20 protein-coding genes are annotated in these 26985 nt (G+C 40.5%); 5 read left to right on the forward strand and 15 right to left on the reverse strand.

Features of this window, described 5'->3' with window-relative positions:
• Window positions 1-15: 15 nt before the first annotated feature.
• From QRD02_RS07675 to QRD02_RS07705, 7 genes are all read right to left on the reverse strand, one after another.
• On the reverse strand, window positions 16-2421 hold the full coding sequence (locus QRD02_RS07675; RefSeq protein ID WP_290254355.1) for a TonB-dependent receptor: 2406 nt from the start codon (window positions 2419-2421) through the stop codon (window positions 16-18).
• Window positions 2422-2514: 93 nt separating this feature from the next.
• Window positions 2515-3054 (reverse strand): hypothetical protein, encoded by a 540-nt coding sequence (locus QRD02_RS07680; protein WP_290254356.1) that lies wholly within the window; start codon window positions 3052-3054, stop codon window positions 2515-2517.
• 120 nt (window positions 3055-3174) lie between these two features.
• Window positions 3175-4053, reverse strand: coding sequence for a DUF808 domain-containing protein (locus tag QRD02_RS07685; protein ID WP_290254357.1), 879 nt, complete (start codon window positions 4051-4053; stop codon window positions 3175-3177).
• 186 nt (window positions 4054-4239) lie between these two features.
• Window positions 4240-5238: an alpha/beta fold hydrolase gene (locus QRD02_RS07690; protein ID WP_290254358.1), complete on the reverse strand. Its 999-nt coding sequence runs from the start codon at window positions 5236-5238 to the stop codon at window positions 4240-4242.
• 199 nt (window positions 5239-5437) lie between these two features.
• The gene (locus QRD02_RS07695) at window positions 5438-7579 is read right to left on the reverse strand and encodes a S46 family peptidase (protein ID WP_290254359.1); all 2142 of its coding nucleotides are present in this window, start codon (window positions 7577-7579) and stop codon (window positions 5438-5440) included.
• 200 nt (window positions 7580-7779) lie between these two features.
• Window positions 7780-8409 carry a hypothetical protein gene (locus QRD02_RS07700; RefSeq protein WP_290254360.1) on the reverse strand — a complete coding sequence of 210 codons (630 nt, stop codon included), beginning with the start codon at window positions 8407-8409 and terminating at the stop codon, window positions 7780-7782.
• A 241-nt stretch (window positions 8410-8650) separates the two neighbouring features.
• Complete coding sequence (locus QRD02_RS07705; RefSeq protein WP_290254361.1) at window positions 8651-9214, reverse strand: DUF2867 domain-containing protein; 564 nt, start codon at window positions 9212-9214, stop codon at window positions 8651-8653.
• A gap of 551 nt (window positions 9215-9765) precedes the next feature.
• Between QRD02_RS07705 and QRD02_RS07710 the strand changes: the two genes are divergently transcribed.
• Window positions 9766-11523 carry a T9SS type A sorting domain-containing protein gene (locus QRD02_RS07710; protein WP_290254362.1) on the forward strand — a complete coding sequence of 586 codons (1758 nt, stop codon included), beginning with the start codon at window positions 9766-9768 and terminating at the stop codon, window positions 11521-11523.
• A gap of 59 nt (window positions 11524-11582) precedes the next feature.
• Here QRD02_RS07710 and QRD02_RS07715 read toward each other — a convergent pair whose 3' ends face one another.
• Window positions 11583-12626, reverse strand: a complete 1044-nt coding sequence (locus QRD02_RS07715) for an RluA family pseudouridine synthase (protein WP_290254363.1) — start codon at window positions 12624-12626, stop codon at window positions 11583-11585.
• Window positions 12616-13242: a PASTA domain-containing protein gene (locus tag QRD02_RS07720; RefSeq protein ID WP_290254364.1), complete on the reverse strand. Its 627-nt coding sequence runs from the start codon at window positions 13240-13242 to the stop codon at window positions 12616-12618. The genes QRD02_RS07715 and QRD02_RS07720 overlap by 11 nt, the downstream gene beginning before the upstream one ends.
• Before the next feature lie 241 nt (window positions 13243-13483).
• Here QRD02_RS07720 and QRD02_RS07725 point away from each other — a divergent pair, with 241 nt between their 5' ends.
• The 4 genes from QRD02_RS07725 to QRD02_RS07740 all read left to right on the forward strand — a co-directional run bounded on the left by QRD02_RS07725 (window position 13484) and on the right by QRD02_RS07740 (window position 18433).
• Entirely contained in the window at window positions 13484-14461 is a 978-nt protein-coding gene (locus QRD02_RS07725; RefSeq protein ID WP_290254366.1) for a D-alanine--D-alanine ligase, read from the forward strand.
• Window positions 14462-14554: 93 nt separating this feature from the next.
• Window positions 14555-15673 (forward strand): lipid-A-disaccharide synthase, encoded by a 1119-nt coding sequence (lpxB, locus tag QRD02_RS07730; protein WP_290254367.1) that lies wholly within the window; start codon window positions 14555-14557, stop codon window positions 15671-15673.
• A gap of 45 nt (window positions 15674-15718) precedes the next feature.
• Complete coding sequence (locus QRD02_RS07735) at window positions 15719-16312, forward strand: C40 family peptidase (RefSeq protein WP_290254368.1); 594 nt, start codon at window positions 15719-15721, stop codon at window positions 16310-16312.
• 96 nt (window positions 16313-16408) lie between these two features.
• Window positions 16409-18433, forward strand: a complete 2025-nt coding sequence (locus tag QRD02_RS07740; RefSeq protein ID WP_290254369.1) for a ComEC/Rec2 family competence protein — start codon at window positions 16409-16411, stop codon at window positions 18431-18433.
• 27 nt (window positions 18434-18460) lie between these two features.
• Here QRD02_RS07740 and QRD02_RS07745 read toward each other — a convergent pair whose 3' ends face one another.
• The 6 genes from QRD02_RS07745 to QRD02_RS07770 form a co-directional block, all read right to left on the reverse strand.
• Window positions 18461-18994 (reverse strand): thioredoxin family protein, encoded by a 534-nt coding sequence (locus QRD02_RS07745; protein WP_290254370.1) that lies wholly within the window; start codon window positions 18992-18994, stop codon window positions 18461-18463.
• An 84-nt stretch (window positions 18995-19078) separates the two neighbouring features.
• Window positions 19079-20869, reverse strand: coding sequence for a peptide MFS transporter (locus QRD02_RS07750; protein ID WP_290254371.1), 1791 nt, complete (start codon window positions 20867-20869; stop codon window positions 19079-19081).
• A gap of 30 nt (window positions 20870-20899) precedes the next feature.
• Window positions 20900-22303: a peptide MFS transporter gene (locus QRD02_RS07755; protein ID WP_290254372.1), complete on the reverse strand. Its 1404-nt coding sequence runs from the start codon at window positions 22301-22303 to the stop codon at window positions 20900-20902.
• A 31-nt stretch (window positions 22304-22334) separates the two neighbouring features.
• Window positions 22335-24524, reverse strand: a complete 2190-nt coding sequence (locus QRD02_RS07760) for a S9 family peptidase (RefSeq protein ID WP_290254373.1) — start codon at window positions 24522-24524, stop codon at window positions 22335-22337.
• A 173-nt stretch (window positions 24525-24697) separates the two neighbouring features.
• Window positions 24698-25612, reverse strand: a complete 915-nt coding sequence (locus tag QRD02_RS07765) for a dimethylarginine dimethylaminohydrolase family protein (RefSeq protein ID WP_290254374.1) — start codon at window positions 25610-25612, stop codon at window positions 24698-24700.
• 62 nt (window positions 25613-25674) lie between these two features.
• Window positions 25675-26961, reverse strand: a complete 1287-nt coding sequence (locus tag QRD02_RS07770; protein WP_290254375.1) for a citrate synthase — start codon at window positions 26959-26961, stop codon at window positions 25675-25677.
• Window positions 26962-26985 lie beyond the last annotated feature (24 nt).

A 26985-nucleotide genomic window follows, 5' to 3' on the forward strand; every position in this document is an offset into this window, starting at 1 on the left:
TTTGAATGCAGATGATTAAAAATGAGCAGTCAAAGCAAGGATGAAATTCCTGCCTGCACCCGACAAGCCGGAACTATAAGGTCGGTAACGCTGGTCCGTCAAATTTTCGATACCCCCACTAATATCAAAAGTATCGGTCAATCTATAAAGCGCCTTAAAATTTAAGGTGTGCCAAGATGGAGCATAGGGATTTCCATTTTCATCCAAAGCATAAATTTCTGTTTTGTCCTTTTCCTCTTCCGGAAGGTCATCAAAATCACGTTTCGCCTGGAAATTTACATTCAATTCCATGCTTAATTTGTTCGCATTATAATTTAATCGCGAAACCCCGAAAAATGGAGATGCATGGCGAGATGGGCTGGTGTCGCCGTTATCCAGCTCCTCTTCCCCTTTTTGAAAATTAACGTCTGTAGAAAAACCAAAACCCTGTGGCAATTTCACTTCTACCCCCGCTTGCACCCCATATACATGGGCAACTGCGGCATTTTGAATGGCCTGCACTTGACTCATTTCCCCTTGGTACATAATACTGTCCTGTCCATTAAGGGTATAATCCCGCCGCACCATCGCATCCTTTAAATGCGTATAATAACCTGTAACGTCCAGTTTCACTATATTACCGAATACCTTGGCAAATCCAAGATCGGCATTATAGGCATATTCCGGCTTCAAATCAGGATTCGGGACCACCACATTGCCAGGTTCGGAATCGAAAACCTTGCCTACATCGTCCACATTGGGCGCTCTAAAAGCACTCCCCAAATTTGCACTAATCACCCACGTGTCCGAGGGTCGGTAAACTCCACCAATGCTCCCGGTTAATGCGCCGTTGTTCAGTTTGGCTTCCGAAAATGGAAACGGATAAAAAGTAGTATCAAATTCTGAATCCAACAATACCAAATTATATCTGGCGCCTGCACTTAAGGTGAAATTATCTGCCACCTTAAATTCATCCGTTACGTAGGCCGCCATGGATTGCCACTTGGATTGTGGATACCGAGCCGGCCCGACTTTCGAAATTCCTGTTGTAATATCGGTCAACTCCCCGTCGGAATCCACATCATTCAATACGTATTCAGCACCGTAAAATAAGGTGTTGCGTTCGCCCGTAGCTTTCATAAAATCCAGATTTACGGAATAGGCGCCCACTTCTTCACTCTGTGTATTTCGCTCGGACTTGTTGAAATTCCTATCGATCCTACTCTCCTCAAACCATTGATGTGCCAAACGAAGGCTCATTTGATCGAATACTCTATTGTTCGCCATATAGTTTATGTTCAGATTGTTCATCATCCAAATCTGTGGGCCATAACTCCATTCGGCATAGCGCGCGGTGCCATTTCTAACCCTGTTATGGCGGTCATATCTGCCATAAGGTGAGGTTTCGGAAAAGTGGAAACCATATTGAAAATCCCAATTTTCGTTTGGCTGAAAACGAATTTTCTGCATCATATTGATTTGCGAATAAGCCGAGGGAATCTGCAATAACTTGTCGTCCTGAGTTATTACAACATCAGTACTATCCTGCCTTTGTACATAATAATCCTTTATATAATCCTCGGGGCCGTGGCTACCTTGCCGTAAATTATCATAGTCCCACGAACTAATACTTGTTACGAATGCCCATTTCTTAAAACCCAAATTCACATCAAAATGGCCTGTTTTCTCATTATTGGCAGATGCGTAACGCGCCGTGGCCTTGCCGGAAATAAAAGGCTTTTCCGATAAGGAAAACTGAGGCGTCAAGGTTTGAAAACTCATCACCCCGCCTATGGCATCACTTCCGTAGATAACGGAGCCGGGACCAAAAAGCACCTCGGTATTTTCAATGGCGAAGGGATCCAAATTGATAACATTCTGCAGGTTTCCGGAACGGAAAATAGCAGTGTTCATACGCACCCCATCCACCGAATATAACAATCGACTAGTAGCAAAACCCCGTATCATTGGGCTGCCGCCACCTTGCTGGCTCTTTTGGATAAAAACTTCTCCCGAAATGCCTAAAAGATCTGCGGCCGTTTGTGGATTTTGAAGCGCCACGTCCTTTGCGGAAATCGAGATGATTTTTGAGGGCACATCATCACTGCTTTGTCGCCAGCGCGAACCCGAAATAACCACTTCCTCTAAATTCAAATTAGTCGTTTCCAGCGTAACACTGAAGCCTTCGGATTCCAGTTCGACATAACTTTTTACAATTGTTTTGTAGCCCAAACTCCTAATTTCAATTCTTTCCACATCTCGAAAGGCGGAAATATCCGCTTGACCTTTGACATTTGTTGTAGCATAAAGATTGGTCTTTATATTGGCTAGGGTAACCAATTCAATAGGTTCATTGGTCCCTTGCTCTGTTATGGTTACGGTTTGGCTATAGGCTGTGCCCATAAAGCCGAACAATATCCATATAATGAATATTTTTTTCATGTTTTTGCTTCATTTAATTAACGTGCCATAAAAGCACAATAGTTCGTGCTGCCATTCTGCGGCAGCAAGGAAAATTTTAGATCTATTGGAATGTTAACTTATTTTGGGAGGCGGAGTTGGTGGCGAGTTTTGAAGGGAATCAAATATAGTTGCCAGCATTTCATTTTCACAAACCAACACTATTTGTTGTGGCTGTTTTGCTTGCCATTTAAACGGCACATTGCAGAAAAAAGACCATAAATAATTGTGGAAATTCTGTTGGTTTCGCTGGTTTTCCTCGTTCTGATCGAAGGCAGACGCCACCAGCTTTTTCAGTTTCTTGTTGAGTTTTGTTTCCTCATGGTCCCACCAACATGTGTAAAAAATGGAATCTCCTTTCATTTCGGTGGAAACAATATCATACATCTGCCCGTCATATTCAAATTCCTTGGAATGTTCCCAACGCAGTTTTGTTTTAGTTTCCGTTTTGGTAAACTTTAAAACAACCAATTCCTTTTTGTCCAGTCCCGCAATCATCTTCCATTTTATTTCCCGCTTGATGGCCGATTTTTCAAATTGCATATAAAAATAAAGGGTTGCAGCTGGGGCAATCAGAATGAAAAGCAGTATCAGAGCAATTAACCTTTGTTTCAACTGGACATTAATTATAATTCAAATGTCGTAAAATTGACTGTATTCAGCCACGCATTTCCAATTTTTTCAGTGTCGGCATAAATGTGAAGGGAAAATTCTACTTCTAAAATATTCCTCGCACTACTTCTTTTTAATCAAACTCCAGGTTTTCTTAACGCCCATAACTATCATCAGACATAGAAACCCCACTATAAGTCCGACAATAAATTCAGTTAACATGGAAGGCAATTGGGGCAGGAAATGATGGAAAAAATCTATATTATGAACAAATATCCCTCCCGAAACCAAAAGTAAGGCAATGGTGCCAATTACGCTAAGACTTTTAATTACCTTCGGAAGTGCCTGAACTAAGATATTGCCTAATATTCTTGAAAAACTTTTTTCACTTTTGCTTCGTTTTATAAGCTTAAACCCAGCTTCATCCATACGAACAATTAGGGCAACTATGCCATATACACCAACCGTGGCAAGGAGGGCAATTACGCAAACCACCATAATCTGCGTGCCAATGGGTTGTGTAACGACCGTGCCCAAAGCTATGATAACGATTTCCAATGAAAGTATAAAATCCGTAACAATGGCCGATTTTACCCGTTCCTTTTCAATGGCCAAAATTTCACTTTCGGTAAGACCTTCCGCTACTAACGATTCATCGGCCTTTGGATGCGGAAAGAAGAATTCATAAATTTTCTCGGCCCCTTCATAGGCCAAATACAGGCCTCCGAGCACTAAAACTATTGTCACCGCCCAAGGCAAGAAGGCACTCATCAAAAATGCCAAAGGGAGGATGATCAATTTATTCAATAATGATCCTTTGGTTATGGCCCATAAAACGGGAATTTCTCTCGTTGATGCGAATCCCGAAGCTTTTTCGGCATTTACGGCCAGATCGTCCCCTAAAATACCCGCCGTTTTTTTGGCCGCAACCTTGCTCATCATGGCAACATCATCCAGCAATGCGGCAACATCATCCAAAATTGCGAAAATACCTGAAGCCATACGTTTATTAGTTTAGTTATCTAAAATTCAAAATTTTTTCTGATCACTTCAATCGGAAAAGTATCGGGTAAAATTATAAAATAAAACCAGTCCATTGTTATGGGACCGCTCAAATTACGGATATAATCTCTCCAATTTTTTTTCAAATTGAATAATATTTTTTCTACCGTAACACATAAATATTTTTTAGTCCTCGTGCTTCGCCTCCGCATATTTCAGGAATTCCAAAATCCTTCTGTTGATCTCATCTTCCTGGTCCACCGACAGGAAATGGCCCGAGTTCGCCACAATACCTCCGTGAAAATCTGGGAATAACCGTTTGGCCCTCTTGATGGAGTGTTTGTTGTTGAGCATGTCATTATCGCCAACCAAAACCAGAACTGGCATTTTGAGCGACCGTAGCTTTCTCCCGCCGAAGGGCACCATTTGTGGAATAAATTTGTTCACCGAATCATTTTTTCTTCCCTGCCGGTATTGTTCCAAATAATCGGGATTGATTTTGGAAGTATCGTTGGTGAGTGTTTCCATTGTTCGCGAAATGCCTCGCTCCGTAGAGTAGAAAATATTGAATGTATTTTTTAGCAATTTCCAACTGATGGGAATCCATATCAATGTTTGCACGGGACTCAACAAAACCAAACCTTTAATATCCTTGGTGGAGTTCAGCGCCAAATTTGTTGCCAACCATCCACCCCGGGAAGGGCCCATAACGTAAAAGGAATTTAAATTTAAGGCCGAAAAAATCTCGTCGTACCAAAGATTAATATGGTCAATTTTGTTGATATTTTCCGTTTTATAGGATTTGCCCGGCTCTATAATCAGGTCTATGGCAAAAAGTCTATATTCCTGCGATAACTCCCGCGAATGGGAATACCACATAGTGGAACTGCCACACATGCCATGCAACAAAATTATTGGCGTTCCATTCTTTGGGCCGCTGGTAATAACGTGGGCAATACCTTTAGAGGTGGGCACATAAAGTTCTTCAAAGGGCACTCCCCAATCTTCCAAAGTTTTGTTATAGGCATCAAAATAAATTTTTCGCTCGGGCGTGGGATTGGCAATATAATCGGGAACTATTTTAAACTGGGAGTATTCATCCTCTTGTGCTACTTCCACATCCGCTTGTGAAAAACCAGAAATAAAAGAAAGGAATAGCAAGGGCAGTAAAAAAATATATTTCATTCAAAATTGAATTTGCGGAGGTTTTGAGCCGATAAAATTCATCAAACAAAATTTAAATCCAATAAGGTTTTGCAGGGTTTTAACAAACGCAAAGGTTTGGAAAAAGTTCCAAAAAAAACTTCCGAAATATACTCAAGTAATGAATATATTTCGGAAGCATTCTATTTTATTCTGAACAACTCGGTTTAAATATTACCGGTTATTTCGATAACGTAAGCTCTTCAATAATATGGCTAGCTCCCGCTAATTTATCTATCAAAAATAAAACATAGCGAATGTCCACATTAATGGTGCGCTGCAATTGGTCGTCAAAAATAACATCACCCGCCATAGCTTCAATGTTACCGTCAAAGGCCAAGCCTATAAGTTCACCTTTCCCGTTCAACACGGGAGAGCCGGAATTTCCGCCGGTAATGTCATTATCGGTCAAAAAGTTAACGGGCAAATATCCATCGGCATCGGCATATTGTCCAAAATCTTTGTTCTCATAGAGTGCTATCAGTTCTTTCGGCATATCAAATTCATCATCGCCCGGCTGATATTTTGCTACGGTACCTTTTAGGGTGGTGTAGTAATTTTTCGCGGCATCATTGCGCTTGTCTGCCGGCAGGGCTATCACTTTGCCGTAAGTAAGGCGAAGGGTACTGTTGGCATCGGGATAATATTTTTCGTCCGGATTTTGAAGTCGCATCCCTTGGACCATCAATCTGTAGGCACGCTCAAAATCATTGTTCAATTGCTTTTCCTCTGCACTCTCGTAACGGTAGTGCTTCATTAAATCTGTGGAAAGCTTATACAATGGGTCATTCTGTATAACTTCCGCCTTTGGATTTGCCATAAAGTTCTGCAGTTTCTCTTTGCTCTCAAAAATGCTGTTTTCAAAAGCGGTATTGATGTAGTTGTTCCAGCCTGCATTATTTTTATTGTTTGCCTGTGCCGCCTCGCCGATCATCGGTGCAATATTCTTAGCCTTTGTGGAATATAGCTTCAGTTGGGTAGCCAAAACATCTTCTTCTAAGGGAATATACATCCCCTCATATAGATCATTGATTTCAGCCTCAAGTTGTGGTTTTAGCTCCGCTTGTTTTGCTTCATTCTGTTCCAGGTAATACGCAATGGCATTGCCCAATCTGTATGGGGTGGATGCCATTCGCGTACGCAATAACAGCCCAAGGTAATTATTGTGTGCGCTTATATCATTTGTTTTTTTGTAGTAGTTATTGATCACCGGGATAACTTCCGCATATTTTTCGTTGCCTTTTTTAGAAGCCCATTTTTGAAAGGCCGCTTCACTCTCTTTTTTACTTTTGGCAGTTTTATGTTGAGTTAGGGCATCTATCATCCCTTGGCGGTTTTTCCAATAGTTTGCGATAGAAGCATAACTGGAAGCATAGTCAAGTTTCACCTGTTGGTCCTTGTCCATATATTTCTTCATCACGTCCATCGACGTTTTGGAGGCCTCTACCCACGCGGGATAGGCATATTTCACATTTTGCTCAATTCCGCCGGCTGGCATCCATCGGTTGGTGCGGCCCGGATATCCCATAATCATTGCGAAATCACCTTCCTCAAAACCCTTCAAACTTGTAGTAAGATGTTTTTTCGGCTTTAGCGGCACATTGTCTGGAGAATATTCCGCCGGGTTGCCATCTTTATCTGCATAGACACGAAACAGAGCAAAATCGCCCGTATGTCTTGGCCATTCCCAGTTATCCGTATCGCCCCCAAATTTTCCGATGCTGGCCGGTGGTGTTCCCACAAGGCGCACGTCATTATAATCCTGATAAACGAAATAGTAATATTCGTTTCCTTGGTAAAATGATTTTACGGAAACAGTGTATTTTCCACCTTCGCTGTTCTCTTGTTCAATTTTTGCAATCTCGCGGTTAATGGCTGCTTCGCGATCGGCTTCAGTCATAGATTCGTTCACCTGTTCTAAAATTCTCTTTGAAACATCGTCCATCCTCACAAAGAAGCGCACGCTAAGTTTTTTCGGCTTTATTTCCTCACTTCGGTTTGCGGCCCAAAATCCGTTGGTCAAATAATCGTTTTCAGCTGTGGAAAGTTCGGCGATTTGTCCATAACCGCAATGGTGGTTTGTGAGCACCAAGCCACTATCTGATATAATTTCGGCAGTACAGCCACGGTTAAATTGCACAATGGCATCCTTTAGGCTGGCATTGTTAATACTGTAAATTTCTTCGGGCGTAAGTTGTAGACCCATTTTCTGCATATCGCGGTAGTTCAATCGCTCAATATGCATCAAAAACCACATACCTTCATTGGCCTGAAGAGGCAAAATAAAGGCGGCAAGTAAAAGGGAAAGAATAAATTTTTTCATTAATTAAGGGAATTTATATTAGTAATAAAACCGATAATTCACAGCGTTTTTGCACTTAAATTATCAGCGGGTTAAATATAGCATCATTCGTCATTTTTAGTCGCCAAAGGTTACTGAAAACACCAATTTTAACTTTTTGTTAGGATTAAAGCGCGAATAAAATGGAAATTGAGATTTCTTGATTGCGAGACTGGCAATGATCAATCAATACAACTAGTATTATAAATCTCAACAACCTCTGGAAGATCCGATCTTTCAAAACCTTTTTTATTTATGAATTCCATGGCAGGCGTACACGCTGCGAAGTAATCTTTTGACTTTCGCTCATATTTCGGCCCCGTTCCGGTTCCTGATCGGTGAAGTTCAAAAGGTTCTTCATCGCCGGTTTGAACAAATATTGAAAAAATATCATTTCCGTCTCCAGATTTAACAAGTAACTGGCATTCGCCGTCCTCAACTATATAATATTTTTCATAGCGTTTTTTATCCTTAATATATTTAATCCCTACGTAATTGTATATTAACTTATTGCCCACCATCAATTTACCGCTGATGTGAATTTTCTTAATATCCTTAATACTCACCAAATCGGATTTGTCTTTATATTCCTGATTTAGCTTTCCGGCGCCAAAACCCATAATGGATGTTTTCCTTTTCCATTTTTCCTTAAAATACCTCAAGGAATCTTTCTCAACAATAAGATCGTCGGTGGCCATATCCAATTGTTGGCTATTATTCATTTCTATCACCCCATATTGGCTCTGAGCATTAAAAGCCAGGAGCATAAACAGGAATACCATAATTAAGTTGATTGATTTGGTTCGGTTCATAGTTGTTTTTGTTTAGTTTATTTTTATTGGATTAAGGCAAATATTCTGAGGGTGACTATCAAACTTATTTTAATTCCACCCTTCGTACTTGCGGGTCACAATATAGAAAATTTCGTTAAAGCCAATAAGTAAAACTTGAAAAAACCCATACCGCTAAGCCATGTACCATTTTATTTAACTTGATAGAATTAAAGTTTCGAAGAACAATTGAAGTTGTTAGCTTAAACCAATAGCTTAAAACCTAAAGTTCTTTAATCCTTGTGTCAAAGTTCATATTTTCAACATTCCTAACAATCCCCTTCAACATAACTGGCACAATCAATTTGTGAAATGGCCGAACAGGAATAAAATAAAGCCTTCCAAACCAGTTGTTGAATTTTACGGCAGTGGTAATAATTAATAATTTGTCAATGGTATTTTGATTTTGATTGACGATTAATAAAGAAATTCGAAAATTCAAATGTTTGTCATCTTCCCCCAATATAATTTCACCATTGGTTTTATCCAACACTTTAAAAAGACCCATTTGTTCCCCCTTCTCACATTTAAAATCTTCAAGCATTTTTTGTCTGTTAGTTATTTTGCCCGAGGTTTTTAAACCGAATAGTCCAACCAACTTATTTCTAAATTCGAATAGTCCGTCTATCCATTTGGGTCCACTCGAAAAAAAAGATTTTCCTATATCAGTAATTCCAATTTTTTGAAGAGGGTCATTAAAGTATCCTTGAAAACTGTCAATATAATCGTAGTTCAATTCAGCTTTCAAAAGTGAATTGGGAGGAATGTCAGTAGCGCTAATTGCCATTCTTTTTTAAGTTTTCATTTTAGTTCGGTGTAAATTCTTCCCTCATCATCAACGTCTGGACTAATGTATTGAGCCCTTTATCATTGGTTAAAAGTATGGATATAAATTGAATGAAATTATAAAATAGGAACCGGGAAGCGCCATAAACGTACAAAGAAATAGATATTCCGCTTAGGTGGAAGCCGTACGGATTTCTAAAGAATCAAAAATAAAAAACCGGAAAATGGTAACCCAGAGTCCGTTAATACGAAACTATGCAATTCCTATAGTCCCCTTGCATTCGAAGCATAAACCCGTTCTCCCAATAGCTGGTAAAACCGCCCCTTCACAACGCCAAGCACAATAGCTCTCTTTTTCCGCTCCTCAGGCACTTCTCGCAACAACGACCGCGCCTCCACCCCATTTCAACTATAAATTCCCATCCCTCTGCTTCCAAAAAACCATCAAATTCCGAACAACACAAAAACAATTCCCACCCAGACAAAGCATAACTTTTTGATAAGCCAACATTTATCAATATTTTTATAGGAAGAACTTCAAAAACAAACCTTATGAAAAAAAGAATTACAGTATTTTTCACAATCCTTTTAGGCATCACCACCCCAATAAAGGCACAAACTCTAGGCAAAAAAGCTAGTCTGAAAAATGACGGTACCCTTTCAGTTGAATCAATTCTACTTCCTGAAAATTATACCAACCATCAAAAGTCCCAAACATTGGAAATGCTCTGGCGTTTTGGCGAGCCAGCCCATCCTAACCTCAAAAACAGTCGCGGTACAACCCTGGCAGATATTAACAATGATGGCGTTGAGGAAATTCTATATGGAATCTGGAATACACTTTACGTCCTAAATGGCGATGGCGCTATTCTCTGGGAAAAGGCCGTGAGCGGCACTATTTTGTTACCTCCAACAGTGGTGGATTTAAATAACGATGGATCCCTCGAAATAATCTTAAACACAGGTGGCGTGCCAAGCGCTGGCCGGGTTTATTTGTTAGATACTGTGGGCAATGATTTGCCGGGTTGGCCTTTAAACTTTGATGATCATTGGATGATAAATGCCCCTGCCGCGGCTGATATAGATGGCGACGGAATTTTAGATATTGTAACAGGTGAGCGCGTAGCCAGCAATCAAGGTTTTGTGCATGCCATTAAAATGGACGGTACTCCAATTAACGCAAATTGGCCAGTGGAAGTAGCCGCCACGCCAGCATTTACGCCTTCAATTGCTGATGTTGATAACGATGGCAATAATGATGTAGTGATAGCCGCCTCCAGTGCTGGGATGTATATTTTCGACAATCAAGGTGCGGTGTTTCCAAACTTTCCAGTTTTTGATCCAAATGTGAATTATTCCTACCAATCACCCATGCTCGCTGATTTAGATAACGATGGCGACCTAGAAATAATAGGAAGCAATCACGGCAACGCTGCCGGTTTTTATGTTATGGAACACGATGGTAGCTACAAATCAGGTTGGCCAATTGCTACTAGTGAATGGACCTACTCTCCTTCCACCGTTTGGGATGTGAATAATGACGGCGTTTTCGAAATTTTTATGTCAGATAGAAATACTAGCGGAACACAAGGCGAAGAACTACCCGTGGTTTATGGTCTAGACCCCGATGGCAATAACCTGCCCAATTTCCCAATAGAAAAATACGGAGGCACCGAAGGGGTAATTTCACTGGCAGATGTGAACAATGATGAAGTACTGGATATAATTTTTCCAAGTGTACTAACCGATGCTGATGGCTATGGTTATATACACGCCTATAATATGGATGGAAGCGGCGAAATAGCAGGCTTCCCGCTGCGCCCTCGCGGCTTTACGTTTTTGAACGGTGCCGTTTTGGGCGATGTGGATAATGACGGCATGTTGGACCTAACCGCCAATAGTTACACCCTAACCTTTGGCGCAGGGATAGACTCTACCTTCGTTAATGTTTACAACCTAAATGTGCCCTATAATCCAGAGAGAATCAAACGGAATGGTTACAAAGGTGACAATACCCGCGATGGTTTTGTAGAAATAGAAGACATTATAAGCATTACTGAATTCAAGACCAGTTCGATAATAAGTATATTCCCTAACCCTTCTGAAGGCATTTTGACATTCACAATCCCTGCCGCAATTCAAAACGCAAAGGTGAAGATTTTCAGCATTGATGGTAAGTTGGTTTTTTCAGAAGAAAAAAACCTAGAAACAACCTCAACTTATAATCTGAAACATCTAAACAGCGGGCTGTATTTTGTAACCATTTCTGATGGGGAGCATACTTCTACTGCAAAGTGGATAAAGAATTAATTTGTTGAAAGATTGATTGTCCGGTCGAGCGCAGTGGAGACCTCCGTTCGGCCAGGCAATTATTCAACTACATGCTGCGAATAATTTCGCCACTTGTCCAAACACCCTTCTATATCATCAGGAATGGGGCATTCAAAGCGCATAAACTCATTAGTTACTGGATGAACGAAGCCAAGTGTTCTCGCGTGTAAAGCTTGGCGTGGTAATACCTTAAAACAGTTTTCAACAAACTGTTTGTACTTGCTGAAAGTGGTGCCTTTCAATATTTTTTCGCCGCCGTAGCGCTCATCATTAAAAAGTGTATGGCCTATGTATTTCATATGCACACGAATTTGATGAGTTCGACCTGTTTCCAATCGGCAGGATACTAAAGTAACGTAACTAAGGCGTTCCAAAACTTTATAATGTGTAACCGCTGGCTTTCCTTTTTCCTCTTCGTCGTTTTCATAAACGGTATTTTGAAGTCGGTTTTTCGGATGTCTCCCAATATTTCCTTCAATAGTTCCTTCCTCCTCTTCTACATTTCCCCAAACCAAGGCCACATATTCCCGCTCAGTGCTTTTGTCAAAAAACTGTTTGGCGAGGTGGGTCATTGCTTCCTCGGTTTTGGCAATAACCAAAAGACCACTGGTATCTTTATCTATTCTGTGGACTAAGCCTGGGCGATTACTTGAGTTATTTGGAAGATGCTCAAAATGATAAGTCAAGGCGTTAATAAGTGTGCCGCTATAATTTCCGTGTCCGGGATGCACTACCATTCCGGCGGGTTTGTTTACAACCAAAACTGCCTCATCTTCATAAACAATGTCCAACGGAATATTCTCGGGCACCAACAAAAATTCATACGGCGGATGCTCAAAAAGAACTGTCACAACATCATTGCCCTTAACTTTATAATTAGATTTTACGGGAACTCCATTTACGTGAATATTGCCTGCCGCTGCAGCTTTCTGTATTTTGTTGCGCGTTGCCTTTTCAATAAGGTTCATCAAGTATTTATCAACTCGTAGCGCTCCCTGCCCCTTGTCTGCCTTAAAGCGGTAATGTTCGTAAAGATCATCGCTTCCGCCGGCGTCATCTATTTCCTCTTCGTTAAAATTCATCGGTGCCTTCTTCCAGAATTGGGGTTTCCGGCTGATTCTCCATAAGGGAATCCTCCGTTTGTATTCGGTTTTGCGACTCATCGCCCACAATCAAATCAATTATCGACGTTTTTTGAAGCGGCGTGCCAGGATCAAGTTTTTCGCCTTTAAAGCGCATTTCCAAAACATTGTCACTGATGTGCGGACGGTAACTAATTTTCCCTATTTTGAAGCCCATTGCCAAAAGTGTAGGCTCAGCTTGGCGGCGCGTACGGCCGAGAACATCGGGCACTTCAATTTTGCGATATCCGGACGGATTTAGCGTTAAATATAATTTGCGATTTTCCTTTACAAATTTTCCGGGTTTCGGTATTTGCTCGATAACCGAAAATCTCGGAAAGTCCGGATTATAATTTGCCGAATCCAAAATCTCGTAGCGAAGGTCCATTTCATCCAACTTCTCCTCTACTTTATCCAACGACATTTTGGCCAAATTTGGCACTTCAATCCTTTCATTGTGATTGGTGCTGATGCGCAGCCACCACAAAATCAAAAAAGCCAATACAAGCAAAGCCACAATAGCCAAGAGCAATTGTTTCAGAAATGCCTTTGAAAACACGAATTGGAAAAAAGTCATAAGTTTGTTTTGTTAATGCTCAAAATACAAAGGCCCAAAGGTAGTATCTTTTGCTGAAATAAGTTTAATTAGTGCTTTTAGTGCCTAGTATATTTGGGAAATCACGTTCAATTAAAATATTTACATCTCCAAAAATAGAGGATCTATATCCGCAGCAAGCGTCCACCATTTACCATTACCTAATACCTCAAACCTCATCCCTTTTTAATACTTTTGTAAACGCAGATATTAATCATTTGTTATGGGAAAGAAACATATAGCTGTTGCCATGGGCGGCTATTCCAGCGAATTCGAGATTTCGATAAACAGCGGCGGCGTTGTTTGCGATGCACTTGACAGAAATAAATATGAAGTGTATCCCGTCCACATTTTGGAGGAAGGCTGGTATTTCGTTTCCAAGAATGGCACCAAACATCCCGTAAACAAAGCCGATTTCAGTTTCAACAATGGCGCTGATACCATAAAGCCTGATGCTGTTTTTAACACCATCCACGGTACACCGGGCGAAGATGGTTATCTTCAGGCCTATTGGGAATTGCTGGGCATTCCGCATACCAGTACCGATTATTACCAAGCTGCGCTCAGTTTCAATAAGCGCGACTGCCTTTCGGTATTGAAAAATTTTGGCGTACGCGCGGCAAATTCTTTTTATGTAAATCAAGGTTCCGAAATAAATCTGGAAGAAATAGTTAAGAAAACCGGCCTGCCATGTTTTGTAAAACCCAACCGTTCAGGCTCCAGCTTTGGCGTAAGCAAGGTGCACGAAATGGACGAATTGATGCCTGCCATCGAAAATGCATTTACAGAGGATTCTGAAATAATTATTGAAACCGCAATCCATGGCGTTGAAGTTTCGGTAGGGGTGTACAATGATGGCGATAAAATTATCGCGCTGCCCGTTACCGAAATTGTTTCAGAAAACGATTTTTTCGATTACGAAGCAAAATATTTGGGGAAATCACAGGAAATAACTCCGGCGCGAATTTCCGAGGAAGAAACCGAAATGGTAAAAAAAGAAGCCATTCGCATTTACAGATTGTTGAATATGAAAGGCATCACCCGCAGTGAATTCATCATACAAAAAGGAAAGCCCTATTTTTTGGAAATAAACACAAATCCCGGATTGTCGGTTGAAAGCATCGTGCCCAAACAAGCGCGCGAAGCGGGAATGTCACTGACGCAATTTTTTGATATTTTGATACGGAATGTACTAAAATAGAATAAAGAAAAGAGAGTAAAGAAAAAAGACGAAATATTATGTCACCCTGAGCGCAGTCGAAGGGTGCAATCTGCAATAATTTAACCAACATCAATGAAATATTACCTCATAGCAGGCGAGGCTTCCGGCGATTTGCATGGAGCCAATTTAATGAAGGCCTTAAAAAAGGAGGATGCCGAAGCGGATTTCCGTTTTTGGGGTGGCGATTTAATGAAAGCTGCCGGCGGAACTGAGGTAAAACATTACAGGGATTTAGCATTTATGGGCTTCGCCGAAGTGGTGATGAATCTTGGCACCATTCTGAGAAACATTAAATTCTGCAAAAAAGACATCGAAATTTTCAACCCCGATGTTATCATTTTTATAGATTATCCCGGCTTCAATTTTCAGATTATGAAATGGGCCAAAAAGAAGGGCTATAAAAATCATTTTTATATTTCGCCACAAATCTGGGCGTGGAAGGAAGGCCGCATAAAAGATATAAAACGGGACGTTGATGAGATGTACGTTATTCTTCCTTTTGAAAAGGATTTTTATGAAAACAAACACAATTTTCCCGTGCACTTTGTGGGCCATCCGCTCATTGATGCCATTTACGATCGAAGACAAGTGGACCCCGCCACATTTAAAAAAGAAAATGGCTTGGATGAACGGCCAATAGTTGCACTACTTCCTGGCAGCCGAAAGCAGGAAATAAAGAAAATGCTGGAAATAATGATTTCCGTGGCAAAAAATTTTTCGGAATATCAGTTTGTGATTGCCGGTGCACCGAGCCAGGAAAAATCATTTTATGAAACATTCACAAGCACGAAAAATGCGTATTTCGTTTCAAACAAAACTTACGATCTGTTGAGCATTTCCGATGCGGCTTTGGTCACTTCCGGCACGGCCACCTTGGAAACCGCGCTATTTAAAGTACCGCAAGTGGTTTGTTATAAAGGAAGCCGAATCAGTTATGAAATCGCGAAACGCGTCATTAAATTGGATTATATTTCCTTGGTGAATTTGATTTTAAATAAAGAAACCGTTACAGAATTGATTCAAACGGAATTCAATACAAATCGATTAAAAGAAGAGCTCACAAAAATTCTGGAACCCTATAAAAGGGCAACCATATTTTTGGACTACTACGAGCTGGAACAAACCTTAGGTGGTCGTGGCGCAAGTGAAAAAACCGCGAAATTGATCTACTCCGAAATAAGGGGGAATTAAATAATATTTTCTATTTTTAAAGCTTTAACCTTCCATTTTCAATCGATGCGAAAATTTTTATCCTTTTTCTTTTTTGCCTTATTTCTAATTTCCTGCGGAAGCACCAAAAATACGGGCAAGGTTTCGGAGGCCATTATCGGAAAGGAGACCGCAAAGGGAAAGCCTTCCCGAAGGGTTGGTCCCAATAAAAACATAGCAACCTCAAAAGGAAGTTCTTCCAAAGAAAAAATTGAGAACACGGAAGATGTGAAACCAAAGGAAATTCGGGAAAACATCATCGATTTTGCAAAGACTTTTGAGGGAACCCGATACAAATTCGGGGGGACTACCGAAGCAGGAATGGACTGCTCCGGCTTGGTTTTTACGGCGTTCCAAAAGGAGAATATTACATTGCCAAGAATATCTCGTGACATGGCCACTAAAGGAATATTAATTTCTTTTAAGGATATTGAGGAAGGCGATCTTGTTTTCTTCAAAACTAGCAGCAAAAATATTATAAACCATGTAGGCTTGGTAGTGGAAGCCAAGCGCGGCGAGGTAAAATTCATCCACTCCACCACCCGCGCCGGCGTCATCATTTCATCGCTTGAAGAAGATTATTGGAAAAAAGCTTTTGTTGAGGTAAGAAGGGTTATCTAACGCTTTATATTTAGATTAGGTTTTATGATCAATTTTTTCTAAATTTAATTTCATTCTCCCCAGTAAATTTTAAGTGTAACCTTAAAACTATGGGGCATGAAATTTATCAATTTCGCCGTTGTAAAACTTTCTTTATTCCTTGTTCTTGGAATACTCGCCTCCCATTATTTCCTCATTTCCGTTAGTATCTTCCCACTTCTCTTGGTGCTTTTTGTACTCGTAATTTTCTTCTGGTTTCTGGACAGGAACCATTTGTTCCCAAGAGTATTTTTTGGAATTGCAACCTATCTTTGTTTCTTCTCCATTGGTTATTTTTCTTACCAAATGCGTCTGCCCAAATTTCAGCCAACGCATTTTTCGCATTTAATGATGGAAGATAGAGCTGATTTGCTTCAACTGAAAATAACCCAAATTCTTAAGCCGGATAAATTCAATTATAAATATTTCGCTGAGGTAATGGCACTGAATGGTTATGCTGCCACGGGAAAAATTCTATTGAACATTTCCGCAGAACCTGAATCAGAGACAATAACCCCGGACAAAATTTTACTGGTTTACACCTCGCTGAGCGAAATTCCCAAACCTTTGAATCCATATCAATTTGATTATTCCAAATATATGGCGTCACTGGGAGTGCATGGGCAAGTGAGAATTTCGATTCACGAAATTATTGACACCAAAAAAGGTTCGCATACCATTTTGGGAACTGCCCAACAATTACGCGCTTCAATTGTTGCAAAACTGAAAAAAACAAATTTAAAAATTGACGAACGTGCCATAATTCAAGCCTTGGTTTTAGGCGAAAAGAAAGATATTGACAAAAACCTTTATGCGGAATATGCCGCGGCGGGGGCGGTTCATATTTTGGCCGTATCGGGACTTCATGTTGGAATTTTGTATGTAATACTAGCCTTTCTTTTCAAACCCTTGGCCCGGGGTCGATATGGGATTATTTTTTACACGCTAATAATTGTGCTTCTTTTGTGGGGATTTGCCTTACTTTCTGGGCTGTCTCCATCGGTTACCCGTGCTGTCACGATGTTTAGTTTTTTTGCGGGGGCAAAGCTTTTATACCGGGAAACTAATTCGCTCAATACCTTATTTCTTTCATTCTTGGCACTGTTAATCATTAATCCATTTTGGTTATTTCAGATTGGATTTCAGCTTAGTTATCTGGCCGTATTTTTTATTGTATGGTTGTTGCCAATATTTAATAAAATCGGCTACTCACGATATCTAATAGTTCGCAAACTTTGGTCAATTGTAGCTGTAACCATATGTGCGCAAATTGGGGTCTTACCCTTAACCTTATATTATTTTCACCAATTTCCCGGACTGTTCCTGGTAACAAATATTGTGGTATTGCCATTCTTGACAGTTTTAATGTTTGGGGGAATTTTGGTGGTAATCCTGGCTACCTTTGAAATCTTACCAGATGGTTTGGCATCCTCCTACAATTTTTTGATTGAAACATTAAATGGGTTCATACATTGGATCGCTGTGCAGGATGAATTTCTTTTTAAAAACATCAGCTTTTCACCTTTAAAAGTAATTACCGCCTATGTGTTGATACTCGTTATGGCTCTCTATCTGAAGAATATGAATAACAAAAGACTGGTTCTCTCATTGCTAGTAATTTCAACCTTTGTATCCATTTTTATTTATGAAGAATACACCACCTCATCCAACCATCTAATAGTTTTTCAAAAAAGCAAACAAACTTTGGTGGGTTATAAAAATGGGAAACATTTAAGTATATTCAAAAAAGGATTTATTGAAAATGCTGCAGATAACTACCCCGTAAAATCCTATATAAGTTCGGTGAACGTAGCTTCTTATTCTGAAAGTGAGCTTCCAAATTTATTCAGGTATAATCATAGCAATATTCTCGTTTTGGATAGTTTAGGAGTTTTTCCAAAACAGACAAAAATCCATACACTACTGCTAACAAATAGTCCGAAATTGAACTTAGACCGTCTGCTTGACAGCTTAAAACCTACACGTGTAATAGCGGATGGAAGTAATTACCACACGTATGTTGCGCGATGGGAAAAAACCTGCCAAACAAAAAAGCTCCCATTTAGCCATACTGCCAAACAAGGAGCTTTCCTACTAGAATAGCCCGAATATGAAACCGAAAATGCTATTCTAGAATGTATATTTAAAGTTCTTTTGATAATTCTCCCATGCCTGCGCGGTAGTTATCTCCAAATAGTCATCGCTGTGAATCATTTTTAAAAATATTTCAAGTTGTTGTGGAGTTCTATACCCCGGCACAGCCTGAATTAAATCACCATCTTCCTCAAAAAACACAACAGTTGGATACGCCGTTACCTTTAGGGCATGGGCAAACAAATGCTGCGAGTTTCTACCTTTTCTTGCCGGGTCATAATTAGGATTTGTATACACAAAGTCCTGATAATCGACCTCTTCGGTTCCCTCCGCATTAAATTTTACCGCGTAATAGTTTTCATTTATATATTCAATAACCTCCTTATCACTAAAGGTATTTTTATCGAGCATCTTGCAGGGCCCGCACCAAGTAGTGTAAACGTCCATAAAAATTTTCTTGGGCACCTTTTTTTGTGCTGCAATAGCCTCATTCATCGTTAGCCACTTTATTTCCTGTGCCTTGGCAGGGAACAGTGCCAATAATAGAGCAAAGAGTAAAATATTTTTCATCTATAAGGTTTTAAAAAATTTTTAATTATCAAACAAATAGCGTTCCAAAATAGGGAACGCTATTTATATAGATTTTATTTTATGTTAACGGATGCCGTGCATCAACTTTTTTAGAACAGGGTTCAGCAAAATAGAAATAACCCCAACACCTATCGGTATCATCGTAAAAATCAAAAAGAACGTACCGAGGGAATATTCCGCAGAAATTTTATCAATCATACCGCCCATTGTGTTTGCGGCCTTTTGGCCCACGGCAATGGCGAGGTACCACACCCCGAACATAAACCCGATCATTCGCGCGGGCACTAATTTACTTAAATAGGAAAGTCCCAATGGCGATAGGCACAGTTCGCCCATGGTATGTAGCAGATAGGCCAAAATCAGGAAAATCATACTCACGGAAGCGGTCATTGCCCCGGAAGGAATGTCCGAAGCGCCGTATGATAAAATTCCGAAACCGAGACCCAATAATATTAATCCGATTCCATATTTCATTGCAGCACTTGGGTTGTATTTGCTTTCCCACCAACGTGAGAAAAGCGGCGCCAAGGTTATGATAAAGAATGAATTTAAAATTCCGAACCACGTAGCTTCAATCTCTAATTCAGTTTGGTTGAAATTATTGTATAATCTAAAAAGAACAAGTGCCCAAATACCGACAAAAGCCAATATCAACGCAACATTCGACGCTGCTATTCTATGATGCGTTTTCTTTATCAATAAATAAATTACCCACGAAATAATTACCAACGGAAGCGTTGTTAATAGCGTATCAACAATTTTGAAAATTATAGCCGAATTCCCGGATAAGGTTCTATCGGTATAATCCTGAGCAAAGAGCGTCATTGACCCAAGGGATTGCTCAAAAAATGCAAAGAAGAAAACCGTGAAAAGACCAAAAACCGAAACAGCTATCAATCTATCACGCACAACTGGCAAATAGCGGGCGATTCGAGTTACCAATAAAATCAGGAACATGGCCAGTGCCGCTAGAACAACGATGTTTGTGCCACTCATGCCCCCTATTTCAAAAGGAACTAAGGAAGTGTTATAAATCTTTTCCAATGGATCATTGAAAAGATAAAGTAAGCCGCCAATGGACGAAAGAACGATGAGTACATAATCAAACATCGTGAACGGATTCAATTTTGTTGGTGCTTCGTCCACTTTGTCACTTCGCAATTCTGGTCTTTCTTCATTAATGTTTTGGGGAATTTCAACTTCGTGCACCTTAGTCGGTTTAGCACCAATACTTCCGAACAGGTTACCCGCCAACAAAAACTGAAGCATTCCAAAAAACATAAAAATACCCGCAAGGCCAAAGCCCCACGACCATCCATAGTTTTCAGCCAAATAGCCGCAAAGCATCATTCCGAAGAAAGCGCCGGCATTAACCCCCATATAGAAAATGGTGTAAGCTCCATCCTTTTTGGATTCCTTGCCTTTGTACATTTCTGAAATGATGGAAGTAATATTCGGCTTAAAGAAACCTGTACCAATTACTAAAAGTGCGAGACCCAAGTAAAATGAAGCCGTGGTTTCCAAAGCCATCGATGCGTGACCCAACGTCATAACAATACAGCCAATAACCACCGCCATTCTGTAGCCGGTTATTTTATCTGCGATCCACCCTCCAATAATAGGGGTTAAATATAAAAGCGATGCATATGTTCCGATAAGAGCGAGTGCGTGCTCGCGCGGCCAATCCCAACCTGGGTTGTCACTTAAAAGGGGAGCGGTTAGGAAAAGCACTAAAAGTATTCGCATACCGTAGAAGGAAAATCGTTCCCACATTTCGGTAAAAAAGAGGATAAAAAGTCCGGCGGGATGCCCCAGTACCTTGTCCTTAAATAAATTTTCAATATCTGTATTCATACCTCGGATTGTTGAATTTTGTAAACAATGTTAAGCTTTATTGATGTTGGGGTCTGCTATTTCGTATCCCTCATTATCCCCACCAATATTGCGCTCGTTGTCCTCGGCACCATGGGTAAGATTTTCCAATTTCTTTCGAATCAATAAAACAAGTAAACCGAATACCACACAGAATACCGCAATTCCCGTAAATACGGTATATTCTCCCAAATCTGAAGCAGATTCGCCCAATAATCCCGCAACCTTGTTTCCGAAACCTGTCATGGCGAAATAAACTCCCATCATTAATGAAGCATATTTCAGCGGAGCCAACTTTGTAATGTATGAAAGGGCAACCGGAGAAAGACATAACTCCCCAATGGTATGGAAGAGATAGGCCAAAACCAACCAGTACATAGCCGAAGCACCTTCACTGCTAAATTGTGCAGCGGCCGCGGTCATAAAGAAAAAGCCCATCCCCATAATAATTAAGCCCAAACACATTTTGAAAAGGGAAGTCGAAATTTTTCCTTTTAGCTTCCGTTTCGCCCAATATGCAGCTACCACAGTTCCGAAAATGATAATAAACATAGCATTTAAGGATTGGAACCACGATGCAGGAACTTCCCAGCCCAACAACATTCTATTGGTTTTTTCCGAAGCATAAATATTCATCAACCCGCCGGCCTGTTCAAAAGCACCCCAAAACACAATCACCAAAATAAAGGAAATGAAAAGCACGACCATTCTATCTTTTTCAATTTTAGACAGTGGTCTTTTCATCGCAGCTTTCTCTTCCGGATCAATCGATTTATTGGTGTTATTACCTACGTATTTCAAATGTTTTTGACCTACCAAATATTGGATTAATCCTAATGCCATTCCTATTGCGGCTAATCCGAATCCGTAGTGCCAGCCGTAAACTTCACCCACATAACCCACGATTAAGCTGGAAAGGAAAGCACCTATGTTTATTCCAATATAGAAAATAGTAAACCCTTTATCCCTTCGAATGTCGCCCTGCTTATAAAGACCCCCAACCATTGTTGAAATGTTCGGTTTTAGCATACCAACTCCAGCAACAATCAAGCCCAGACCGGTGTAAAATGCCCACATTTCCTCCACGGAAAGTATTCCATGACCTAAAACAAGTAAAATTCCGCCCACGAGCACCGATTGCTTTTGACCTAAAAATTTATCGGCAATCCATCCCCCGGGAATTGAGGCTACGTAAACCAACATAGTATAGGTGCCATACAAGGATAGCGCTTCGGCATTGGTCCACCCTAAACCAGGATTGCCACTGGTGGCTTCGGCCACAAGATAAAGCACCAAAATGGCCCGCATTCCATAATAGGAAAAACGCTCCCACATTTCGGTGAAAAACAGTATATAAAGACCTACCGGGTGGCCAAATAATTCCTTTTGCTTTTGGTATTGAAGTGCTTCTGACATAAAAATTTGAATTTGTAGTTAGAGTTGTTTTCTATAAATTTTTCTTGATGAAATCGGTCATTAAAGTATAAAGATGCAAACGGGTGTTACCACCGTAAATGCCGTGGTTTTTGTCCGGATAGATGCGCCAGTCAAATTGTTTGTTTGCCTGCACCAAAGCCTCAATCAAACGCATGGTGTTTTGAACGTGCACATTATCATCTGCGCTTCCGTGTACCAAAAGAAATTTTCCCTGTAGATTGTTCACGTGCGTAATGGGCGAGTTTTCATCGTAACCGGAAGGATTTTCTTGCGGTGAGAGCATAAAGCGTTCGGTATAAATACTATCGTAGAATCTCCAACTTGTTACGGGCGCCACGGCAATGGCCATTTCAAAAGTATCGGGTGCCTGAAACAGACAGTTTGATGACATAAACCCGCCATAACTCCAACCCCAAATACCGGTTCTTCCAGCATCAATATAGGGCAGCGCGCTCAGTTTTTGGGCTACTGCGGTTTGGTCCTCCACTTCATATTTGCCCAATTCCTTTTGGGTCATTTTTTTAAACTCCCTCCCTTTAAAGCCGGTTCCGCGGCCATCAACGCAAGCAATAATTATTTGTTGATCATTGGCGAGCAGTTGGTGCCAAAAATCGTTGGCGTTCATCCACTTATTGGCAACACTTTGCGACCCGGGACCCGAATATTGAAACAGAAAAAGAGGATATTGCTTTGTTTCATCAAAATCAACCGGCTTTACCATATACATATTCAAATCCTCGCCATTGATATTGATAATCGAATATTCCTTTGGAGAAATTTTATAGGAAGCCAATCGGTTCTTTAACTCGTTATTGTTTTTTATTTCGCGGAGCACTTTCCCAGTTTTGGCTTCATTTAATGTGAAAATATATGGCGTATTTGAATCAGAAAAAGAACCGATATAATAGGTATAATCTGCGCTGAAATCGGCATCGTTCGTGCCCGTTTTATCGCTAAGCCGCACTTTATTTTTTCCCGACGGGAGAATGGAATAAACATCACGATTTATATTTCCATTTTCGGTGCTTTGGTAATACACACGACCCGTGTTTTGGTCAAAGCCGTAATAGGCCGTAACTTCCCAAGGCCCTTTGGTTACTTGGTGCAGAAGCTTTCCATTTTTATCGTATTGGTATATATGGTTCCACCCATCCTTCTCACTGGTCCAGAAAAAACTATTGTCATTCAGAAAGGTTAAATTGTCGGTAACATCCACATAGGCATCGTCCTTTTCCGCCAGAATTAATTTTGAAGTATTATTGGAGGCATCCACAAAAACCAAATCGATTACGTTTTGGTGGCGGTTGGCGAGTTGCACACTAAGAATATCGTTATTCTTAGTCCAAAGCAATCGGGGAATGTAGTAACTGTTATATTTGGAAAGGTCCACTTCAGAGGTCTTGCCGCTTGAAAGATCATAAAGCTGCAAGGAAACTTTTGAATTTGCCTCGCCGGCCTTTGGATATTTAAAAGTATTGGCCGAAGGATAAAGCTGGTTGCCGTACACATCCATATTAAACTGTGGCACTTCGGTTTCATCGAATTTAATATATGCCAGTTTATCGCCACTGGTGCTCCACTCAAAAGCGCGCACAAAGGCGAATTCCTCTTCATACACCCAATCGGTAATCCCATTTATGATGCTGTTCTTTTTGCCATCCGTAGTAATCTGTTTCGTTTCCCCTGAATTAAGATCCTTTATATAAAGATTGTTCTCAAAACCATAAGCAATCTTGTTTCCGTTGTTACTGAAGGTTGGCTCCTGGATTTTATTGGTGGAAACAAGGTTGAATTGTTTCGTATTTATATCGTAAACATAATAGGTGCCGAGGGAAGAATGGCGGTACACCGGTTGCATTTCAGTAGTGAAAAGGATTTTTGTTTCATCGTTGTTGAATTCATATGAGATAACGTGGTCAATACCGTTCATTTCCTTTGAATTCAATAGGGTACGAACCTTTTCACCCGTTTTGTAATCATACACATCTACGGTGGAAGCCTGCTGCTGTCGGTCATAATTCAACACCGCATATTCCTTTCCATTTTTCATGGAGCGGAGCACATCAAGCCTTTCGGTTTTAAAAACCGGGGAGCCAGGTTTCCAAATATCTTCTAAGGTTATGTTTCTTTGTTGAGCAGTAAGGGTAGTAAAAGCTGTTAAAAACAGCAGTAAAAAAGAGAGGGAGTTAAATCTTTTCAAAGTGTTAAAATTTTAATATGCCAAGTTTACTAATTTTTTGTGAAAGAGGGAAGGGTTTTTTTGTTAAATAAGCCGAGAACGCACTATTTAATGCCAATTACAATTAGCAACAATACCTCACAAAAACTATTGTTTTTAAGAATCAAGGAAGTACGTGTGAAAAAGATTAAAGGTTAATCGCGAATCAATGGCATAGTGGAACAACGGAGTAAACCTTCTTGTTTGGAAATTTCCGAATACGGAACTTCCTCGACCGTAAATCCCTGTTCGCGCAGCCACGTATTTAATCGCGTGAAGTTTTTTTCTGAGAGGACAACCTCGGGAGAAATGGAGAATATGTTGCTGTTCATATCGTACATTTCGCGTTTGGTAATATGGAAACAATTCTCCTTTCCAAAGAAATCTACAAGCCATTGATATTCTTCCTCAATCAAAAATCCCTCTTTGTGCAGTATTGCTTTTCCTTTGCCCAAAGGTTGAAAACAGCAATCGAGGTGCAGCGCATTTTCATCAGCCACAGTATTACTTTTTCTTAAGTTGAAAGACTTAATTTTTTTATGCGGAAACAATTTCTGAAGATGCTTTACGGCATTCATATTTGTGCGCGCGGTAATAAAGCTTGGGTAATCCTCGCCATAATAAGCACCCACAAAAATATAGTCGCCCCACGGCATCACATCACCTCCCTCAATATGGGCATTCTCCGGAAATTCTATAATTTTTGACGGATCAATCTGGTTTAAAACATGTTCAATGGCCTCAATTTCCATAGATCGGTCCTCGAGAATATTGGCAATAATAAATTTATCCTCGATAACGAAGCCAATATCGCGCGTAAAAATTTGGTTATAATCCTTTATGGAATGGGGCCTGTAAACTTTTATGTCATATTTTTTAAAAACTTCGGCGACTGCTTCCATTTCGGCAACCATATCCTCATCGGTGGGGTATGTTCCGGCTTTTATATGTTCTGCGGACTTAGGATCATAAGCATTTTCCAGCTTTGGCACAGGGCCATTACTATCCGCCCTGCCCAGCACCACCGCGCGCAGTCTGGAAATTTCATCCTTGATATTCAAATTGATCATATGGCAAATATAGAAAAAGCACTTCTATAGTGAAGTGCTTTCAATAGTATTAAATAATGTCTTTATCGTTTTTCGATAGGCACGAACGAACGAAGGTTTTCACCAATATATATTTGTCTCGGACGGCCTATCGGCTCTTTTTGAAGCCTCATTTCCCTCCATTGCGCAATCCATCCAGGCAAGCGGCCAAGCGCAAACATTGGCGTAAACATTTCAACAGGAATTCCCAGGGCTCGGTAGATAATTCCCGAATAGAAATCCACATTTGGGTAAAGTTTTCTATCTACGAAATATGGATCCTCCAAAGCTTCTTTCTCGAGCGCTTTCGCAATATCGAGCACCGGATCGTCAATTCCTAAAGCATCCAAAACATCATCGGCGGCTTTCTTTATAATTTTTGCGCGTGGATCAAAGTTTTTATAAACCCTATGCCCAAAGCCCATCAAACGGAAAGGATCGTTCTTATCCTTCGCCTTCGCCATAAATTTTTTGGTATCGCCACCATCTTCCTTAATGGCTTCCAACATTTCGATAACGGCTTGGTTCGCCCCTCCATGAAGTGGACCCCAAAGGGCTGCAATTCCTGCGGAAATAGAAACGAACAAACCAGCATGGGAAGACCCCACAATCCGAACAGTGGATGTCGAGCAGTTTTGCTCATGGTCGCCATGAAGAATTAAAAGTTTGTTCAACGCTTCCACTACGGTAGGTTTGGAAGTATATTCGCCACTAGGCTTTTTGAACATCATCTTTATAAAATTCTCAACATACCGAAGGGAATCATCACCGTAATCTAGCGGTAATCCTAAACGCTTTCTGTAAGTCCAAGCGGTAAGCACCGGAAATTTGGCCAATATTTTTACGATGGCTTTATACATATCTTCCTCGCTGTCCACGTTGACGGACGAAGGATTGAAAGCAACCAATGCAGAAGTCAAAGAAGAAAGCACACCCATAGGATGGGCGGATTTTGGGAACCCATCCAATATTTTTTTAACGTCCTCATCAACGTGGGATTGGGCCTTTATATCATCGTGGAATTTTTCGAGTTGCTGCTCGGTCGGCAATTCCCCAAAAATAAGAAGATAACATACTTCCAAGAATCTAGCCTTTTCTGCCAATTCCTCAATGGAATAGCCACGGTATCGAAGAATGCCTTTTTCGCCATCCAAAAAAGTGATAGCACTCTCGCAGGAACCAGTATTTTTATAACCAGGATCCAGGGTCACCACACCATCAGTCGCACTTCTAAGGTTTTTAATATCTATTCCTAATTCATTCTCGGTTCCTTCCACAATGGGAAATTCGTACTTTTTACCATCTATTTCTAGAGTTGCAATCTTGGCCATAAAATATGTGTATGTTTAATTTAA

Source organism: Aequorivita aurantiaca, from assembly GCF_030410135.1.
In the GTDB taxonomy this organism is placed as follows: Bacteria; Bacteroidota; Bacteroidia; order Flavobacteriales; family Flavobacteriaceae; genus Aequorivita; species Aequorivita aurantiaca.

Bases quoted from the DNA above. Each gene is read 5' to 3' on its own strand.
- QRD02_RS07770 (WP_290254375.1), bottom strand. From the start codon at position 26,961: ATGGCCAAGATTGCAACTCTAGAAATAGATGGTAAAAAGTACGAATTT.
- QRD02_RS07715 (WP_290254363.1), bottom strand. From the start codon at position 12,626: ATGAATTTTAACGAAGAGGAAATAGATGACGCCGGCGGAAGCGATGAT.
- QRD02_RS07755 (WP_290254372.1), bottom strand. From the start codon at position 22,303: ATGTCAGAAGCACTTCAATACCAAAAGCAAAAGGAATTATTTGGCCAC.
- QRD02_RS07740 (WP_290254369.1), top strand. From the start codon at position 16,409: ATGAAATTTATCAATTTCGCCGTTGTAAAACTTTCTTTATTCCTTGTT.
- QRD02_RS07750 (WP_290254371.1), bottom strand. From the start codon at position 20,869: ATGAATACAGATATTGAAAATTTATTTAAGGACAAGGTACTGGGGCAT.
- QRD02_RS07710 (WP_290254362.1), top strand. From the start codon at position 9,766: ATGAAAAAAAGAATTACAGTATTTTTCACAATCCTTTTAGGCATCACC.
- QRD02_RS07690 (WP_290254358.1), bottom strand. From the start codon at position 5,238: ATGAAATATATTTTTTTACTGCCCTTGCTATTCCTTTCTTTTATTTCT.
- QRD02_RS07685 (WP_290254357.1), bottom strand. From the start codon at position 4,053: ATGGCTTCAGGTATTTTCGCAATTTTGGATGATGTTGCCGCATTGCTG.
- QRD02_RS07695 (WP_290254359.1), bottom strand. From the start codon at position 7,579: ATGAAAAAATTTATTCTTTCCCTTTTACTTGCCGCCTTTATTTTGCCT.
- QRD02_RS07765 (WP_290254374.1), bottom strand. From the start codon at position 25,612: ATGATCAATTTGAATATCAAGGATGAAATTTCCAGACTGCGCGCGGTG.
- lpxB (WP_290254367.1), top strand. From the start codon at position 14,555: ATGAAATATTACCTCATAGCAGGCGAGGCTTCCGGCGATTTGCATGGA.
- QRD02_RS07675 (WP_290254355.1), bottom strand. From the start codon at position 2,421: ATGAAAAAAATATTCATTATATGGATATTGTTCGGCTTTATGGGCACA.
- QRD02_RS07745 (WP_290254370.1), bottom strand. From the start codon at position 18,994: ATGAAAAATATTTTACTCTTTGCTCTATTATTGGCACTGTTCCCTGCC.
- QRD02_RS07700 (WP_290254360.1), bottom strand. From the start codon at position 8,409: ATGAACCGAACCAAATCAATCAACTTAATTATGGTATTCCTGTTTATG.
- QRD02_RS07705 (WP_290254361.1), bottom strand. From the start codon at position 9,214: ATGGCAATTAGCGCTACTGACATTCCTCCCAATTCACTTTTGAAAGCT.
- QRD02_RS07725 (WP_290254366.1), top strand. From the start codon at position 13,484: ATGGGAAAGAAACATATAGCTGTTGCCATGGGCGGCTATTCCAGCGAA.
- QRD02_RS07735 (WP_290254368.1), top strand. From the start codon at position 15,719: ATGCGAAAATTTTTATCCTTTTTCTTTTTTGCCTTATTTCTAATTTCC.
- QRD02_RS07720 (WP_290254364.1), bottom strand. From the start codon at position 13,242: ATGACTTTTTTCCAATTCGTGTTTTCAAAGGCATTTCTGAAACAATTG.